The sequence below is a fragment of the uncultured Planococcus sp. genome (assembly GCF_947501725.1).
In the GTDB taxonomy this organism is placed as follows: domain Bacteria; phylum Bacillota; class Bacilli; order Bacillales_A; family Planococcaceae; genus Planococcus; species Planococcus donghaensis_C.
In genome coordinates this window covers 382,301-400,558 of the sequence record NZ_CANMXD010000004.1, presented here as the reverse complement: position 1 = coordinate 400,558, position 18,258 = coordinate 382,301, and the positions used below count along the sequence as shown (strand labels likewise).

At 45.7% G+C, this 18,258-nt stretch carries 17 protein-coding genes; all 17 read left to right on the top strand.

Going from position 1 to position 18,258, the window contains the following annotated elements:
* The first annotated feature begins 398 nt into the window (after positions 1–398).
* The 17 genes from rnc to topA all read left to right on the top strand — a co-directional run bounded on the left by rnc (position 399) and on the right by topA (position 18,254).
* Positions 399–1,154 (top strand): ribonuclease III, encoded by a 756-nt coding sequence (gene rnc / locus Q0785_RS08565; protein WP_298828523.1) that lies wholly within the window; start codon positions 399–401, stop codon positions 1,152–1,154.
* A 2-nt stretch (positions 1,155–1,156) separates the two neighbouring features.
* Positions 1,157–4,705 carry a chromosome segregation protein SMC gene (gene smc / locus Q0785_RS08560; protein WP_298828520.1) on the top strand — a complete coding sequence of 1,183 codons (3,549 nt, stop codon included), beginning with the start codon at positions 1,157–1,159 and terminating at the stop codon, positions 4,703–4,705.
* Between the two features lie 15 nt (positions 4,706–4,720).
* Entirely contained in the window at positions 4,721–5,737 is a 1,017-nt protein-coding gene (gene ftsY / locus Q0785_RS08555) for a signal recognition particle-docking protein FtsY (protein WP_298828517.1), read from the top strand.
* Between the two features lie 67 nt (positions 5,738–5,804).
* Entirely contained in the window at positions 5,805–6,128 is a 324-nt protein-coding gene (locus tag Q0785_RS08550; protein ID WP_006828274.1) for a putative DNA-binding protein, read from the top strand.
* A 12-nt stretch (positions 6,129–6,140) separates the two neighbouring features.
* On the top strand, positions 6,141–7,499 hold the full coding sequence (ffh, locus tag Q0785_RS08545) for a signal recognition particle protein (RefSeq protein WP_298828514.1): 1,359 nt from the start codon (positions 6,141–6,143) through the stop codon (positions 7,497–7,499).
* 93 nt (positions 7,500–7,592) lie between these two features.
* Entirely contained in the window at positions 7,593–7,865 is a 273-nt protein-coding gene (rpsP, locus tag Q0785_RS08540; RefSeq protein ID WP_191714046.1) for a 30S ribosomal protein S16, read from the top strand.
* Between the two features lie 13 nt (positions 7,866–7,878).
* The gene (locus Q0785_RS08535) at positions 7,879–8,112 is read left to right on the top strand and encodes a KH domain-containing protein (RefSeq protein ID WP_142826576.1); all 234 of its coding nucleotides are present in this window, start codon (positions 7,879–7,881) and stop codon (positions 8,110–8,112) included.
* A 67-nt stretch (positions 8,113–8,179) separates the two neighbouring features.
* Positions 8,180–8,695, top strand: coding sequence for a ribosome maturation factor RimM (gene rimM, locus Q0785_RS08530; RefSeq protein WP_298828506.1), 516 nt, complete (start codon positions 8,180–8,182; stop codon positions 8,693–8,695).
* Entirely contained in the window at positions 8,695–9,420 is a 726-nt protein-coding gene (trmD, locus tag Q0785_RS08525; protein WP_298828544.1) for a tRNA (guanosine(37)-N1)-methyltransferase TrmD, read from the top strand. Before rimM ends, trmD begins: the two co-directional genes overlap by 1 nt.
* 137 nt (positions 9,421–9,557) lie before the next feature.
* The gene (gene rplS / locus Q0785_RS08520) at positions 9,558–9,902 is read left to right on the top strand and encodes a 50S ribosomal protein L19 (RefSeq protein WP_223633270.1); all 345 of its coding nucleotides are present in this window, start codon (positions 9,558–9,560) and stop codon (positions 9,900–9,902) included.
* A gap of 99 nt (positions 9,903–10,001) precedes the next feature.
* Entirely contained in the window at positions 10,002–10,562 is a 561-nt protein-coding gene (gene lepB / locus Q0785_RS08515; RefSeq protein WP_223633267.1) for a signal peptidase I, read from the top strand.
* A gap of 11 nt (positions 10,563–10,573) precedes the next feature.
* Positions 10,574–11,437: a ribosome biogenesis GTPase YlqF gene (ylqF, locus tag Q0785_RS08510; protein WP_223633265.1), complete on the top strand. Its 864-nt coding sequence runs from the start codon at positions 10,574–10,576 to the stop codon at positions 11,435–11,437.
* Positions 11,438–11,575: 138 nt separating this feature from the next.
* Complete coding sequence (locus Q0785_RS08505; protein ID WP_298828499.1) at positions 11,576–12,355, top strand: ribonuclease HII; 780 nt, start codon at positions 11,576–11,578, stop codon at positions 12,353–12,355.
* Positions 12,356–12,466: 111 nt separating this feature from the next.
* Positions 12,467–13,627 (top strand): ADP-forming succinate--CoA ligase subunit beta, encoded by a 1,161-nt coding sequence (gene sucC, locus Q0785_RS08500; protein WP_298828496.1) that lies wholly within the window; start codon positions 12,467–12,469, stop codon positions 13,625–13,627.
* A gap of 18 nt (positions 13,628–13,645) precedes the next feature.
* Positions 13,646–14,548, top strand: a complete 903-nt coding sequence (gene sucD / locus Q0785_RS08495; RefSeq protein WP_223633257.1) for a succinate--CoA ligase subunit alpha — start codon at positions 13,646–13,648, stop codon at positions 14,546–14,548.
* 637 nt (positions 14,549–15,185) lie between these two features.
* The gene (gene dprA / locus Q0785_RS08490) at positions 15,186–16,082 is read left to right on the top strand and encodes a DNA-processing protein DprA (protein ID WP_298828490.1); all 897 of its coding nucleotides are present in this window, start codon (positions 15,186–15,188) and stop codon (positions 16,080–16,082) included.
* 102 nt (positions 16,083–16,184) lie between these two features.
* The gene (gene topA, locus Q0785_RS08485; RefSeq protein ID WP_298828488.1) at positions 16,185–18,254 is read left to right on the top strand and encodes a type I DNA topoisomerase; all 2,070 of its coding nucleotides are present in this window, start codon (positions 16,185–16,187) and stop codon (positions 18,252–18,254) included.
* Positions 18,255–18,258: the final 4 nt, after the last annotated feature.

The following is an 18,258-nucleotide window of genomic DNA, read 5'->3' as shown; positions in this document are numbered from 1 at the left end:
CGATCGTTAAGACCCGACAGGCATAAGGCGCGTTGACGAAGCGGCGTGTTTTTGCCGCATAGTCGACGTGACTTATGGAGGGTCTGATCGCTGAAGCTGGACATCACGAAAAGCGGAAGCGGCCGTCTAGATTCGACGGGCATAAGACGCTCCGGAGAAGTGGCATTTTTTCAGCCGCACAGCTGGAGTGGCTTATGACCCAAGAATCTGGCCGCTGAAGCTGGACATCAAGAAAAGCGGAAGCGATCAATAGATCCTTCTGCCGCACGTAAATACTTAAACAACCATTGACGCACAATTGCTGTTATACTAAGCAGTTGTGCGTCAATTCTCTTTTTGCACAATAGCTGAAAAAAAGGTAAAATTGACGGAAGTACACAAAGGAAGGCAGATAAAAAATGGCAATGAATAAAAAAGCAAATCACCAGAAACCTGGCGTCATAAAAGAAAGCGCCAAAGCGGCATTTGAACAATTACAAAAAGAGCTGAATGTTTCATTCAATAAGCCTGCATTGCTGTATCAAGCTTTCACGCATTCATCTTATGTGAATGAGCATCGAAGAAAACAATTCACCGACAACGAGCGTTTGGAATTTCTGGGGGATGCGGTATTGGAATTATCCGTTTCGCATTACCTTTATATGAAATATCCGGACATGAGCGAAGGGGAATTGACGAAGCTGCGTGCAGCGATCGTATGTGAACCTTCACTGGTTTTATTTGCCAACGAACTTGGTTTCGGCAAATACATCCTTCTGGGTAAAGGGGAAGAGTTGACTGGCGGCAGAACACGTCCAGCGTTGCTGGCTGATGTTTTTGAGTCGTATATCGGCGCACTTTACCTAGACCAAGGATTGGAACCTGTTGTCGCATTTTTGGAAATGGTTTTGTTTCCAAAAGTGGAAATCGGTGCTTTTTCGCATGTGATGGATTATAAGAGCCAATTGCAGGAATTGGTTCAGCAGAAAAATACGGGAGTATTGAATTATGAAATCATTGATGAAATCGGACCTGCCCATAGCCGTGTATTTGTGACGCGTGTTTCTCTTGCAGAGCAGGAACTCGGAGTCGGCAATGGCCGGTCGAAAAAAGAGGCGGAACAGCAGGCAGCGCAGCTGGCGATCCGTAAATTGCAGGAAGCGGCGGAGGAGTAACAATGTTTTTGAAAAGATTGGAAGTCATGGGGTTCAAATCTTTTGCTGATCGAATCGGAATTGATTTTGTACCCGGAGTCACAGCCGTCGTCGGACCGAATGGCAGCGGCAAGAGCAATGTCACTGATGCCATCCGTTGGGTGCTCGGAGAACAATCAGCAAAGTCACTGCGCGGCGCTAAAATGGAAGATGTTATTTTTGCCGGCAGCGATTCCCGTAAACCTTTGAACTTTGCGGAAGTTACGTTAATTTTAGACAATACAGATGGCCGCGTCCCTCTCGATTACAGCGAAGTCAGCGTAACGAGAAGGGTTTTTCGCAGTGGAGAAAGTGCCTATCTGCTGAATAAGCAAAATTGCCGCCTGAAGGACATCACGGACCTGTTCATGGATTCCGGGCTCGGCAAAGAAGCCTTTTCCATCATTTCGCAGGGACGCGTGGATGAAATCCTGAATTCAAAAGCAGAAGAGCGCCGATCGATTTTCGAAGAAGCTGCAGGTGTTCTGAAATACAAGCAGCGCAAGAAAAAAGCCGAAGTAAAATTAAATGAAACGGATGAAAACCTTAACCGCGTGCTTGATATCCTGCATGAATTGGATGGCCGCATGGAGCCGCTGCAGATTCAAGCTTCCACGGCACGGGATTTTCTGGATATGAATGAGCAGCTGAAAGATGCCGACATCGCCTTATTGGCTTATGATGCGGGCAATCTGGAGCTGGAGCTGGAGCAGTTGACGCGTGATGCCGCAGGCCATTCAGAAAAAGAGCAGCAATTATCAGCGGAAATCAACACAAAAGAACGGACAGTCACCAAAACACGCCAGTCTATTTCGAATTTGGACAGTAAGATCGATCAGGCCCAAAATTCCCTTGTTGAAGCCAGCGCAGAGACAGAGAAATGGCAGGGCCGCAAGTTGCTGATGTCGGAGAAAAAAAGCAATGCCCATCGCCAGGCACAGCAGCTGCAGGACAATCTCGATACAGAAAAACTGGAGAACGATTTCCTCAAGAAAAAACACAGCGAACAGCTGGCTTTGCTGGAAGAGCGCAAAGCAGAGCAGCAAACGGTTCGGACAGCCATCAAAGTGCTTGAAGAACAGCTGAACCGGACTCCGGCGGATATCGACAATGAAATCGAAAATTGCAAGTCGGTTTATATCGACTTGATGAATGAACAGGCCACCGTCAAAAATGAATTGAAAAATATCGGTTTGCAGGCACAGCAATTGTCTGAATCAACAGGACGCATCGCATCGCAGCGGACAGACTTTACAGCTGAATTATCAAAGCTGGAGAAAGAAAAAGCCCAAGCGGAAAAGAATGTCCAGGAAATCCGGACACTGCTTGAAGGCAAGCGCCAACAGTATAAAGACAACGAAGCTTCTTACCAAGTGCAGAAGCAGGCTTTCGACCAGAAACAATCAATGTTGTTCCAGGCGTATCAGTCACAGAAGCAATTAGCTGCGCGGATCGATACGCTGCAGGAACTGGAAGCTGATTTTTCCGGTTTTTTCCAGGGTGTACGTGAAGTTCTGGTTGCGCGTGAAAAAGGTCATTTAGCTGGAATAAGAGGAGCCGTCGCTGAAATTGCCAAGGTGGAAAAAAATTACGCCAAAGCGATTGAAACAGCTTTAGGCGCTTCGAGCCAGCACATCATCACCGAAAATGAACAGCATGCCTGGGAAGCGATTGATTTCCTGCGCAAAAAAAGAGCCGGCCGCTCGACTTTCCTGCCGATGACTGTCATGAAGGCTAGGAAGATTCCCGAGCATACATTGGCCGCTGTGAGTCAGCACCCTTCCTACATCAATATGGCATTTGAACTGGTCGAGTACGATCCACAATACGGGATGATCATTGAAAATCTCTTGGGCAATGTCATTATCGCTGAAGACTTGAAAGGCGCAACGGCCATCGCCAAGGCGACAGGCAACCGATTCCGCGTCGTCACACTCGAAGGCGATATCGTCAACGCGGGTGGATCGATGACCGGTGGTGCCAATAAAACCCAAGCTTCATTCTTTTCACGAAAAGCTGAGCTCGATCAATTGCTGGTACAAGCTGAAGAGTTGAAAGAGACGATCCTGAATGCTGAGAAAACGATCCGGAAAGAACAAGCCGACGTTAAAGCGGTTGAAGAGTCCATTCAGATTCTTCGGACCGAAGGCGAAAAATACCGGGACATGGAAGCGGAAAATGCCATTATTCTGCGCGAAATCGAAGCGGTGCTCAAGACCACTTCCGAGCGTTTCCAACTTTTCGAAGCCGAACAGAAAAACAAAGAATATGACTTGACAGAAATAACAAAACGCAAGGAAACGGCTTCTGTGCGGCTTGAAAATATCGTCGGGGAACTGAACGCCATAACGGTGAAGATCGACGAATTGACTTTATTCAAGCAGCAGAACGAATCGGCACGCGATCAGGTTCTGGAGAAATTAGCTGAGCAGAAATCGCTCCATGCCGTGACGAAAGAACGCGTCCTGCAGTTGACCAACAGTGAAGCCGAGCTTTTTGAACGTCTGGAAAAAAGCAGCCGTAAGCTGCAGGAGCATCAAAAAGAGCTGCAGTGGATTCAATCGGAAGAAGCGGCGAAAGTCTATTCTGACGACGAAATACTTCAGGAAATCGAATCCTGGTCTGCAAAAAAGTTGCAGATCCAGCAAGCCGTCAACCGGACGAAAGAACAGCGGGCAGAGCAACAGGATAGTTTGAACGGTTTGGAAGAGGATCTGAAAGAACAACAGCGCATCTACAAAGGATATGTAGAAGCGATCCGGATCTGTGAAGTGAAATCAACCCGATTGGACGTCCAGATCCAAAGTTTCATTCTCCAGCTCGAAACCAATTACCAATTGACGCTCGAACAGGCAAAACAGTTTGAGATGATGGACGAAGAGGCAGCTGTCCGCAGAAAAGTGAAGCTGCTGAAGCAGTCCATAGAAGAATTGGGCCCTGTCCATATCGGAGCTATCGAGGAGTTCGACCATGTCTCAGATCGCCATGCCTTTTTGACCGAGCAGCGCAATGATCTGAACGAAGCAAAAGACACTTTACGTACCTTGATACGGGAGATGGACGGGGAAATGACCAGTCGCTTCGACGATACCTTCCATGCTATCCGGATACAATTCCAACGTGTCTTTAAAGAGCTGTTCGGTGGGGGCTCTGCCGACCTGGTATTGACCGATCCCAAGGATATGCTGTTGACAGGTGTTGAAATCATCGCCCAGCCGCCTGGCAAAAAACTGCAGAACTTAAGTTTGCTGTCCGGCGGAGAGCGCGCATTAACTGCCATCGCCCTGTTGTTTGCGATTTTGAATGTGCGTCCTGTGCCGTTCTGTGTGCTCGATGAAGTAGAGGCGGCGCTTGATGAATCAAATGTCGTACGTTACAGTCAATACCTGAAGAAATTCAGCGAAGACACGCAATTCATCGTCATCACACACCGCAAAGGAACGATGGAAGGTGCAGACGTCCTGTACGGCATTACGATGCAGGAATCCGGGATTTCGAAATTGGTGTCCGTTAAACTTGAAGAGAAAATTTAAAAGAGGAGTGGTCACGTGAGTTTCTTTAAAAAATTAAAAGATAAATTTGCCGGAAACACCGAGGCTGAAGAATCAACTGAAAAATACAAAGAAGGGTTAGCCAAAACCCGTACCGGCTTTACATCGAAGATCAATGATCTGGTAGCGAAATACCGCAAAGTCGATGAAGACTTTTTCGAGGAATTGGAAGAAATCCTGTTGCAGGCAGATGTCGGTTTTGAAACGGTCATCGAATTGATGGACGAATTGCGTTTCGAAGTGCAGCGAAAAAATGTGCGGGACACGTCCAACGTCCAATCTGTCATTTCTGAAAAACTGGTCGATATTTATGAGGCTGGCGAAGCGGAAAGCAATGAGATCAATTTTGTTGATGGGCTGACAGTTATTTTGATGGTCGGCGTCAATGGTGTCGGTAAAACGACGACCATCGGTAAAATGGCTCACCGATTCAAGAGTGAAGGCAAAACGGTCATGCTTGCTGCCGGTGATACATTCCGGGCCGGAGCCATCGAGCAATTGGATGTCTGGGGCCAGCGTGTAGGCGTCGATGTCATCAAGCAAAGTGAAGGGTCTGACCCTGCGGCGGTTATGTATGACGCTGTCCGTTCAGCCAAGTCCCGTGGAGTGGATGTGTTGATCTGCGATACGGCAGGGCGTCTGCAGAACAAAGTCAATCTGATGAATGAACTGCAGAAAGTGCATCGTGTCATTTCGCGTGAAATACCAGGGGCGCCTCACGAAGTGCTGCTGGCCCTCGATGCCACGACCGGCCAAAATGCCATGATTCAGGCACAGACATTTAAAGAAGTGACAGACGTGACAGGCATCGTCTTGACTAAACTGGACGGTACGGCAAAAGGCGGCATCGTTCTGGCCATCCGCAATAAATTGAAGATTCCCGTTAAATATGTCGGGCTTGGCGAAAAGCTGGATGATTTGCAGCCATTCGATGCACAAAAATATGTCTACGGTTTATTTGCTGAAGGATTGGACAAAGAGCAGCAATTGGAAGATGCTGAAGCAGACAAGTAAAATTACTTGACGGCTCTTGGGATTTTCAGTATTCTAAACAGTAGTATGGATGGGGTGAGCATCAATGATGGGACTTGAAAAAACAACACGCATGAATTATTTGTTTGATTTCTATCAGGAGCTACTGACACCTAAACAGCGGAGCTATATGATGCTGTATTATTTAGATGACCATTCACTGGGCGAAATTGCTGAAGAATACAACATCACCCGTCAGGCCGTCTATGACAATATTCGACGGACGGAAGCGATGCTGGAAGAATATGAACGCAAATTGCAGCTGTTTGAGAAATTTCAAAAACGGCAGCAATTGGTTTCGTCATTTGAAAAACAGCCATTCACAGAAGAACGCGTCCAGCAATTTCTGGGCGAACTGAAGGAATGGGACTAGGAGGCGGAAAGAATGGCATTTGAAGGATTATCCGAACGCCTGCAAGGCACCATGACAAAGATCAAAGGCAAAGGAAAAGTCAACGAAGCAGACGTTAAGGAAATGATGCGTGAAGTTCGTTTTGCCTTAATCGAAGCGGATGTCAACTTGAAAGTCGTCAAGGAATTCGTCAAGAAAGTCAGTGAACGGGCAATTGGCCAGGACGTCATGGATAGCCTGACACCAGGCCAGCAAGTCGTTAAAATCGTTAAAGATGAACTGACCGAATTGATGGGCGGCGAAGAACGGAAAATCGAGTTTTCCACAAAGCAGCCGACTGTCATCATGATGGTCGGTCTGCAGGGTGCCGGTAAAACGACCACTACAGGGAAACTCGCCAACCTGCTGCGCAGAAAACACAATCGTAAGCCGTTGTTGGTGGCGGCCGATGTCTATCGTCCGGCAGCAATCCAGCAGCTTGAGACAATCGGCAAACAATTGTCTTTGCCGGTTTTCTCCAAAGGGACAGAACTGTCTCCTGTGGAAATTGCCCGCCAGGCGATTGAACACGCAAAAACAGAGCATTTGGATACGGTCATCATCGATACAGCAGGCCGTCTGCATGTTGATGAGGCATTGATGCAGGAATTGAAGGATATCCGTGCCCTTAAAGAGCCGGATGAGATTTTCCTGGTAGTTGATTCCATGACCGGACAGGATGCTGTCAACGTGGCGCAGAGCTTCGATGAAGCCATCGGCATTTCCGGTGTCGTCCTGACGAAACTGGATGGCGATACCCGAGGTGGTGCGGCGCTGTCAATCCGCTCTGTCACCCAAAAACCGATTAAATTTGTCGGGATGGGCGAAAAAATGGACGCACTTGAAGCTTTCCATCCGGAACGCATGGCTTCACGCATCCTCGGCATGGGCGATATGCTGTCGCTGATTGAAAAAGCGCAGTCGAGCGTCGATGAAGAAAAAGCGAAAGAATTGGAAGAGAAGTTCAGAACTTCGACTTTTACTTTTGATGATTTCCTTGAACAGATGTCGCAAGTCAAACAAATGGGGCCATTGGATGAAATTTTGAAAATGCTTCCAGGCGCCAATAAAATCAAGGGGCTTGAAAACGCTAAAGTGGATGAAGGCCAGATGGATCGTGTGGAAGCCATTATCTATTCGATGACGAAAAAAGAGAAAACTACACCCGAAATCATCAATGCAAACCGCAAAAAAAGGATTGCTAAAGGTTCAGGAACATCGATTCAAGATGTCAACCGACTCTTGAAACAGTTTGAGGATATGAAGAAAATGATGAAACAAATGTCTGGCATGAACACGAAAAAAGGCAAAAAGAAAATGGGGATGTCAGGCCTGGACTCACTTTTCAAGTAAAATTTTAAGGTGTTAAGAAAAAATACTTTACAAACTATTTAAAGCTTGCTAATATAATATCTTGTGTGAAACTATTCGGAGGTGCTTTAAGAAATGGCAGTAAAAATTCGCTTGAAACGTATGGGAGCTAAGAAATCTCCTTTTTACCGTATTGTAGTAGCTGACTCACGTGCTCCACGTGACGGCCGTCAAATCCAGACAGTAGGTACTTACAACCCGCTGACAGTTCCAGCTGAAGTTAAGATCGACGAAGAATTAGTGTTGAAATGGCTTCATGATGGCGCAAAACCATCTGACACTGTACGCAACTTGTTTTCTCAAAAAGGCATTATGGAGAAATTCCATAACGAAAAATTAAGCAAGTAAGGGAGATTTTCTTATGAAGCAGCTGATTGAGACCATTGTGAAACCGTTAGTTGATTATCCGGAAGAAGTTCGTGTCGAAACCGACGAAAACGCAAGCCGTATTGTCTACAAGCTTTCTGTGCATCCTGAGGATACAGGGAAAGTGATCGGAAAGCAGGGGCGTGTGGCGAAAGCTGTCCGTTCAATTGTGTACTCAGCAGCAGGTGGTTATCATAAGAAGAAAACTTACCTCGATATTGTGGATTAAGGAAGAAGAAGGAGCCCAGGTTCCTTCTTTTTTTTTCAGGAAAATAGCACTGGAAGGATGTTTGCTTGTGCAATGGTTTAATGTAGGAAAAATTGTCAATACCCACGGAATACGTGGCGAAGTGCGTGTTTTGTCCCGTACCGATTTCCCGGAAGAACGTTTTGCGGTTGGTTCAAAACTTGGACTTTTTACACCGGATGCAAAAAAACCGATCATGGTGAAGATCGCGAGCCATCGCCAGCATAAGAACTTCGAATTGGTGACTTTCGAAGGCTATCCGAATATCAATGACGTAGAGCCGTTCAAAGAGTCCTATCTGAAGATTGCTGAACATGATTTAACCGAACTCGAAGACAATGCATTCTACCATCACGAAATTTTAGGATGTACAGTTTTCACAACAGAAGGACAGGAACTCGGAACCATCAGTGAAATTTTGGAAACGGGCGCCAATGATGTCTGGGAAGTCACACCGAAAACAGGGAAGAAGCATTATATTCCGTATATCGAAGACATCGTCAAAGAAATTGATATAGATGAAAAGAAAGTGATCATCGAAGTCATGGAAGGTTTGTTGTCTTGATGAATATAAATGTCCTATCGCTGTTTCCTCCCATGTTTGAAGGGGTCTTCCAGCATTCGATCATGAAAAAGGCGCAAGAAAAAGGTGCGGTCAGCCTGACTGTCGTGGATATTCGGGAGTTTGCCGATAATAAACGCCAGGTGGATGATTACCCTTTTGGCGGCGGCGCCGGTATGGTACTGAAGCCTGAACCTATTTTTAATGCAGTTGAAAGCTTGGTGCAAAAAAGCAAGCCGCGCGTCATTCTGATGTGCCCGCAAGGCGAGCGCTTTACTCAGCAAAAAGCGGAAGAGCTGTCAGCTGAACAGGAATTGGTGTTTATCTGTGGCCATTATGAAGGCTACGATGAACGAATCCGGGAACATTTAGTCACGGACGAAATTTCCATTGGAGATTTTGTGCTGACCGGTGGCGAGCTTGCAGCCATGACTGTCATCGACAGTGTCGTCAGACTGCTTCCAGGGGTGCTGGGAAACGCTGACTCACCTGTTCGTGACTCATTCTCTACAGGCATGCTGGAACATCCTCAATACACGCGTCCGGCTGAATTCAGGGGCTGGAAGGTTCCGGATGTGCTGACATCCGGTAACCACGGCAAAGTTGATCAATGGCGCGAGGAACAAACCTTGAAACGGACGCTTGAGCGTCGCCCAGACCTGCTCGACAAAATCGAGCTGAGCGACAAGCAAAAGAAAATCATTGCGGAATTGAGAAATCAAAAATAGATCGCAGACTGCTCTTGCGCATGCCATTGTTTAGTGGTATTATGGACACTGTACTTTTATGTGAAGTACAGGATCACGATGTTCCGCTGCAACAGTTCATTTGGGTGTAAGAGCATCTGTAGAAGGAGAGAAAAATAATGCAAAACATTATTACAGAAATCACTAAAGAACAGCTTCGTACGGATCTTCCAACGTTCCGTCCTGGAGATACTGTCCGCGTCCACGTTAAAGTTGTCGAGGGTACACGCGAACGTATTCAGGTATACGAAGGAGTAGTCATCAGCCGTCGCGGAGGCGGGATCAGTGAATCATTCACTGTCCGCAAAATCTCTTACGGTGTTGGTGTTGAGCGTACATTCCCTGTACACACACCAAAAATTGCACAGCTTGAAGTTACCCGTCGTGGTAAAGTACGCCGTGCGAAATTGTATTACTTGCGTGACCTACGCGGTAAAGCAGCTCGTATCAAAGAAATTCGATAAGATCGCATTAATGAGAGAGGGCGCTTGCGCCCTCTTTCTTTTTGCTAAAAAGTTTGTTTCCTTGTACAATTAAAGCAGTAAGTATAGGGAGGAACACGCATGGAGACTGAAGTGAAGAAGAAGAATGAAATGTGGGAATGGTCCAAAGCTCTATTGATCGCCTTCGGTTTAGCAGCAATTATCCGTTTCTTTTTATTCACGCCGATAGTCGTAGATGGAGAGTCGATGATGCCGACTTTGGAACATGGGGACCGCATGATCGTCAACAAGATCGGTTATTCAGTCGGTGAACCTGACCGTTTCGACATCATCGTTTTTCATGCGCCGGAGCAAAAAGATTATATCAAGCGGATCATCGGCTTGCCGGGAGATCATGTAGCCTATGAAGACGATCAGTTATATATAAATGGAGAAGCAGTGGAAGAACCTTATCTGGATATCTATAAGCAAGGAATCACCGGTACTCTGACAGAGGACTTTGTTTTGGAGGATGTGACCGGAGGAGAAAGCATCATACCGGAAGGTTCTGTTTTTGTCATGGGCGATAATCGACGTGCAAGCAAAGACAGCCGCCATATCGGATTGGTCCCGACTGATGATGTGATCGGTGACACAAGTTTCGTTTTCTGGCCGTTGCCTGAAGCGGGAATTGTAAAATAAGGAGTGGTTTTATGACGATACAATGGTTTCCTGGACACATGGCGAAAGCACGGAGACAAGTTACTGAAAAGCTGAAATTGGTGGATATTATTTTTGAACTTGTTGACGCCAGGTTACCTTTATCTTCACGAAATCCGATGATCGATCAAGTGATTCAGCAAAAACCGCGTCTCATTATTTTAAACAAAATGGACATGGCCGATGAAGTTGAAACGAAAAAATGGATTCGATATTTTGAAGATCAAGGTACCCGTGCAGTAGCGATCAATTCCCTTGAAGGCAGAGGGCTGCAACTGGTAACAAAAGCATCAAAAGAAATACTGACAGAGAAATGGGATCGCATGATCGCCAAAGGCATCAAGCCTCGTGCCATCCGCGCTATGATTGTCGGAATTCCGAACGTCGGGAAATCGACGCTCATCAACCGCTTATCGAAAAAGAGCCTGGCTAAGACCGGGAATATGCCGGGTGTCACGAAAGCGCAGCAATGGATCAAAGTCGGCAAGGAAATTGAATTATTGGATACGCCGGGTATTTTATGGCCGAAGTTTGAAGACCCGGAAACGGGCTTGAAATTAGCCGTTACGGGAGCAATCAAAGACTCGGTCATCCAGATGCAGGAGTTGGCCATCTATTCGTTGAAGTTCCTGGAAGAACGTTATCCGGACCGCATGATGGAAAGATACGGAATCGATCATGTCGATGAAGAAATCGTCGTCACTTTTGACCATATCGGTAAAAAACGAGGCTGTTATGATCAGCATGGCGACGTCGATTATGAAACAACCGCCGAAGTGATTGTCCGGGATATCCGGAATCAGCATTTGGGCAAAGTGACATTCGATTACAGAGATGAAATGATAGAAGAAGAGTGAGGATTCGCTCCATTCGATAAAAAGCTGCTCCTCGATTTTTGAGGAGCAGCTTTTTTGGGCTGTAGGAACTGAAACGAAACCAATACAGAAAATAAGCTATAGAGTTTAGTCAAATCATCGAAGGAAGAAGTTGAAGAGATGCAAACAACGAATGAAATAAAAGATAAGCTGAATGGGCTGGTGGAATGGCAGCCGTGGATGGAAGAGCTGAAAAGCGATTCACGTAAAAGCGTCCAGGCTCTATTGGCTTCCTGGCAGCGGAAACAAGTGCTGCGGGAAAAGCTGATGGAAAATCACATCTCAAAGCTGCTGTTTGATGCAGCATTCAAGACAGCGGAAACCGATCTTGTGGCTGGCATCGACGAGGCGGGAAGAGGACCATTGGCTGGTCCGGTCGTAACGGCGGCTGTCATCCTGCCGGAGGATTGCTCGAGCCTTATCGGGTTGAACGATTCCAAGCAGTTGAGCAAAGCCAAACGCGACCAGTTTGCGGAAATCATCAAAAAGATCGCTATCAGTTATTCGGTCCATATACAGCCGCCGGAAGAAATTGACCGTGTGAATATCTATCAGGCCACAAAAGGGTCCATGGCCGCAGCTGCTTTAGCGCTATCCCCTGCACCTGATATCGTACTGGCTGACGCCATGATGCTGAATCTGCCGATGCCGTGTGAATCGATCATCAAAGGCGATGCCAAGAGCTTGAGCATTGCGGCAGCTTCAATTTTAGCGAAAACAGGAAGGGATGCCCTCATGGAAGAGTATGCTGCCCAGTATCCGCAATACGGCTTCGAGAAACACGCTGGATATGGAACAAAAGAGCATGTTTCCGCACTGGAAAAGCATGGTCCGTGTAGAATCCATCGGAAGACGTTCGAACCTGTCAAATCTCTCTTAACGAAAAGTTCTCTGTTCTAAGCAAAGGAATTTAATCGGCTCAGCTAACTTCGGTGGACATTTTGTGACAACTTTAATACAATGGTAAAGGTAATAAAATTACGATAGAGATGTTTGATTGGAGGATGACAGATGAATATCCATGAATATCAAGGAAAAGAACTCCTCAGACAATACGGCGTAGCAGTTTCTTACGGCACCGTTGCTTTTTCTCCGGAAGAAGCAGTAAAGGCAGCTAAAGAACTGAGCACGGACGTTGTCGTGGTGAAAGCACAAATCCACGCAGGTGGACGAGGCAAAGCCGGCGGTGTAAAAATCGCTAAAAACCTGGATGAAGTCCGTACATACGCTAAAGAACTGTTAGGCAAAGTTCTTGTGACTCACCAGACAGGTCCAGAAGGCAAAGAGATCAAGCGCTTGTTGATCGAAGAAGGATCTGACATTAAAAAGGAATACTATGTCGGATTGGTACTCGACCGCCAAACTTCACGTGTCACTCTTATGGGCTCTGAAGAAGGTGGAGTCGATATCGAGGAAGTTTCTGAGAAAACTCCTGAAAAAATCTTCAAGGAGATTATCGATCCAGTAATCGGTTTGACTGGTTTCCAGGCACGCCGTATGGCTTTCAACATGAACATTCCGCCAAAACTTGTCAACAAAGCGGCGAAATTCATGCTTGGCCTATACACTGTATTCATCGAAAAAGATGCTTCAATCGTTGAAATCAACCCATTGGTTGAAACAGGCGACGGCAATATCCTAGCGCTTGACGCGAAATTCGATTTCGATGAAAACGCTCTTTACCGCCACAAAGACATTGTGGAACTTCGTGACTTCGACGAAGAGGATTCAAAAGAAATTGAAGCTTCCAAGTATGACTTGAGCTATATTTCTTTGGACGGGAACATCGGCTGTATGGTTAACGGCGCCGGACTTGCTATGGCAACGATGGATACGATCAACTACTACGGCGGAACACCCGCTAACTTCCTTGACGTTGGGGGCGGTGCGACCGCTGAAAAAGTAACGGAAGCTTTCAAAATCATTCTTTCTGATAAGAATGTAAAAGGAATCTTCGTTAACATTTTCGGCGGTATCATGAAATGTGACATCATTGCGGAAGGCGTAATCCAGGCTGCGAAAGAAGTAAGCCTTGATGTACCGCTTGTAGTCCGTCTTGAAGGAACCAATGTAGAAATCGGTAAAAAACTGCTTAATGAATCAGGTCTTAATATTGTGGCTGCCGGTACAATGGCAGACGGCGCTAAACAGATCGTAGAACTCGTAGGCTAAAGAAGGGCAGGGACAAAAATGAGTGTATACATTAACAAAGACACAAAAGTGCTTGTACAGGGAATTACAGGGTCAACTGCCCTTTTCCACACAAAGCAAATGCTTGAATACGGAACGAAAATCGTTGCGGGTGTAACACCAGGTAAAGGCGGAACTGAAGCTGAAGGCGTACCTGTCTTCAACACTGTAGAAGATGCAGTAAAAGCTACAGGAGCTAATGTATCTGTAATTTACGTACCGGCACCTTTCGCAGCTGACGCAATTCTTGAAGCTGTTGAAGCTGATCTTGACATGGCTATCTGCATCACTGAGCACATCCCAGTACTCGATATGGTGAAAGTGAAGCGTTACATGGAAGGCAAGAAAACACGTCTAGTTGGACCGAACTGCCCGGGCGTAATCACTCCGGACGAATGTAAAATCGGCATTATGCCTGGATATATCCACAAAAAAGGGCATGTCGGCGTTGTTTCACGTTCAGGTACATTGACGTATGAAGCGACTCACCAATTGTCTGAAGAAGGAATCGGCCAGTCGACAGCTGTCGGCATCGGCGGAGATCCAGTAAACGGCACTAACTTTATCGACGTATTGAAGGAATTCAATGAAGACGAAGATACTTACGCAGTCGTAATGATCGGTGAAATCGGCGGAACAGCTGAAGAAGAAGCTGCTGAGTGGGTTAAAGCGAACATGACGAAACCTGTAGTAGGATTTATCGGTGGCCAAACGGCGCCAGAAGGAAAACGTATGGGCCATGCCGGTGCAATCATTTCCGGTGGTAAAGGTACAGCTGCTGATAAGATCAAAGCAATGAATGAAGCAGGCATCGAAGTTGCAGATACTCCGTCTGTTATCGGAGAAACTTTGATTAAAGTCATCAGAGAAAAAGGTTTATACGACAAGTGTAAAACCCATTAATAAAAAAAGCTCGAAATGCTGGAAAGACAGCGTTTCGAGCTTTTTTTTCTTCACTGACAGCCACTGAACACCCACCTGCTGAATGAACAATAACTTATAGAGTACACGCATAAGAAAAATATCGATGTAAAATTTTTCAGTTTTTCTGTTTTGCCGTAAATATCAATTACTAATCATACGTAACGAGTTCGAAGTGGTTTCATTTGGTGAAAAAGATCGACTGCAATTTATTATTCATCAAATGGAAACGCAATTAGAGCCGATTTATCAAGCGCTTTCGTACGATGATTCAATTGGCTAGTTCGGATAGGGACGGCAAGGCTAAAACAGCCTTTTTAAACGCGATCCGCAGCAGGAATCCAAGAATTCTACGAAGTAGCGGAAGTATATTTCGGAAAATTTTAAAAGTTGCTTGTAAACGAATAAACCCATGAATAAAATCTGGAGTTTGTATTTTGTGGACAGCATCAACCTTTTTTATATAGAAGAAACTCTACGTTTTTTGGATGAAAAAATGAAGCCGAATATTCTGGGATTCTCCGGGTTTACGGCGGACGGAAAACCGATTAAACTGGAGTTTAGGCGCATGGCAGTCTGATGCGCTTTAATTTAGCCCAAACAGAAGAGGAGGAAGGAAATGAACAAAGAATTTACGGAGCGTTTATTGGCATTGCATTATGTGTACCCGAAAAGTTTGCAGAAATTATTGCCGCTGTTGGCAGATGATCCAGATTTATCTAAGCTGGAGCGGAAATCTCCGTATGAACTGATGGTGCTCTTGAATATAAAACGGGATCAGGCAGAAAAACTGAAAGCTTCTTACCGGCAAACTTTAACATTCCCCTTAAGTGAAACCTACGCCAAGCATAAGATACTCCCCATATCTTATCAGCATCCCCTATACCCTGGAAGCCTGCTGGAATTGATCGACCCACCCGCTGTCCTGTACGCCAAAGGTGACGCCGCTTTGTTGGCGGAACCCCAAAAAATAGCCGTTATCGGTTCGCGTAAAGCCTCTGCTTATTCAGAAAAAGCCATACAGAAAATCATTCCGCCGCTTCTTGAAAACGGCTTTATCATCGTCAGTGGACTGGCGATTGGAGCAGACGCCATGGCACATCAAAAAACGATTGATTTAGGCGGGCGTACAATCGCCGTCACGGGCAGTGGTTTTCTTCATCCGTACCCAAAAGAAAACGCAGAACTAAACAATATAATAGAAGAAAATCATCTGGTTTTAACTGAGTATCCGCCCTATATGAAGCCCCTAAAATGGAATTTTCCAATGAGGAACCGCATCATCAGCGGATTATCGAGAGGAATTGTGGTTACGGAAGCTCTCGTAAAAAGTGGCACCTTGAGCACAATTGAACATGCGCTGGATCATGGAAAAGATATTTTTGCAGTTCCAGGGGATATTTCATCGCTTTTATCCGAAGGACCGCATAAATTGATTTCAGAAGGCGCAAAACCGGTCTGGAACGGCTGGCAAGTGCTAGAAGAATACCAACATATGACAGCTGAAAAACAATGAAAAAAATGAAAAGCCTTGCATTAAGCTAAAATCTGTTATACATTTTGCAACAGGTAATTCTTTTAAGCAGTTTTGAGAAACCTCTATGAGGAGGAAATAGTTATGGCGGATTTTTTAGTGATTGTTGAGTCGCCTGCAAAGGCTAAGACAATCGAACGGTATTTGGGTAAGAAATATAAAGTCCGTGCTTCACTTGGACATTTACGCGATCTTCCCCGGAGTCAAATGGGTGTAGACGTAGAAAACAATTATGAACCTCGTTATATTACAATAAGAGGCAAAGGCCCGATATTACAAGATCTTAAAAAAGAAGCGAAAAAAGCGAAAAAAGTCTTTCTCGCAGCTGACCCTGACAGAGAAGGGGAAGCGATTGCATGGCATTTGGCTACGGCTCTCGGCATCGATCAATCCTCAGATTGCCGTGTAGTATTCAACGAAATCACCAAGGATGCCATAAAAGAATCGTTCAAGCATCCGCGTAAGATCGACATGGATTTAGTCGATGCACAGCAAGCGCGCCGTATTCTGGATCGTCTCGTCGGCTACAGCATCAGCCCTTTGCTTTGGAAAAAAGTGAAAAAAGGCCTTTCAGCTGGGCGTGTACAATCTGTAGCACTTCGATTGGTCATTGATCGGGAAAACGAAATCAAAAATTTTGAACCGGAAGAGTACTGGTCCATTACCGGAGAATTCGAAAAGGCTAAGAAGAAATTCGAAGCGCAATTCTATGGCAACACAAAAGAAAAAATGAAATTGAACAACGAAGCGGACGTCAAAGCTGTCATGGCTTCGATGAAAGGCAAAGACTTCACCGTAAATCGGGTAGTGAAAAAAGAGAGAAAAAGAAATCCATCCCCTTCTTTTACAACTTCTTCACTGCAGCAGGAAGCAGCCCGCAAACTAAATTTCCGTGCCAAAAAGACAATGATGCTCGCGCAGCAATTGTATGAAGGCATATCCGTAGGGAAAGAAGGCATCACCGGGTTAATCACCTACATGAGAACAGATTCCACAAGAATCTCCGATACAGCGAAAAAAGATACAATTGACTTTATCGTCGAAAATTATGGAGAACAATACGTTACACAGAAAGTTGCTGCGAAACAGTCAGCAAAATCGCAGGATGCCCACGAAGCCGTGCGGCCGACTAGTGTGATGCGGACACCTGAATCGATGAAGAGTATTCTTTCGCGGGATCTTTACCGCCTGTATAAATTGATTTGGGACCGATTTGTAGCGAGCCAGATGTCACCGGCAGTTCTCGATACCGTCATGGCGGAATTGCAAAACGGCGAAGCGGTATTCCGAGCAAACGGTTCGCAGGTCAAGTTTCCTGGTTTCATGAAACTATACATTGAAGGTACTGACGATCAAAAAGAAGAAAAAGATAATATTCTGCCGGAGATGGCTGAAGGCGATATCGTGAAAGCGATTGAAGTCACGCCAAATCAGCATTTTACACAGCCGCCTCCGCGTTTTACAGAGGCCCGTTTGGTACGGACACTTGAAGAGCTTGGAATAGGACGTCCGTCAACCTATGCCCCGACACTGGACACCATTCAGAAGCGTGGGTATGTCACATTAGATGCAAAACGTTTCATTCCAACCGAATTGGGTGAAATTGTCCATCAGCTGGTGCTTGAATTTTTCCCGGATATCCTCAACATCGAGTTTACCGCCAAGATGGAGCATGACCTGGATACCGTCGAAGAAGGCGAAATCGATTGGCGTTCCATTATTGATGCATTTTACCTCGAGTTTGAGAAAAACGTCGAAGTGGCGGAAGAGGAAATGGAGAAAGTTCAGATCAAGGATGAGCCTGTTGGTGAAGATTGTGAATTATGCGGTTCACCGATGGTCTACAAACTGGGACGCTACGGCAAATTCATGGCCTGCAGCAATTTCCCTGAATGCCGCAATACAAAAGCCATCGTCAAGCATATCGGCGTGAAATGCCCGACATGTAAAGAAGGCGAGATTGTTGAAAGAAAAAGCAAGAAGCGACGTATATTCTACGGCTGCGAACGTTATCCGGAATGTGAATTCGTTTCATGGGACAAACCGATTGAACGTCCTTGTCCGAAATGTAATGAGTTACTGGTAGAGAAAAAAGTGAAAAAAGGCGTGCAAATCAATTGCACAAGCTGTGACTACAAAGAAGAAGTTCAATAATCAT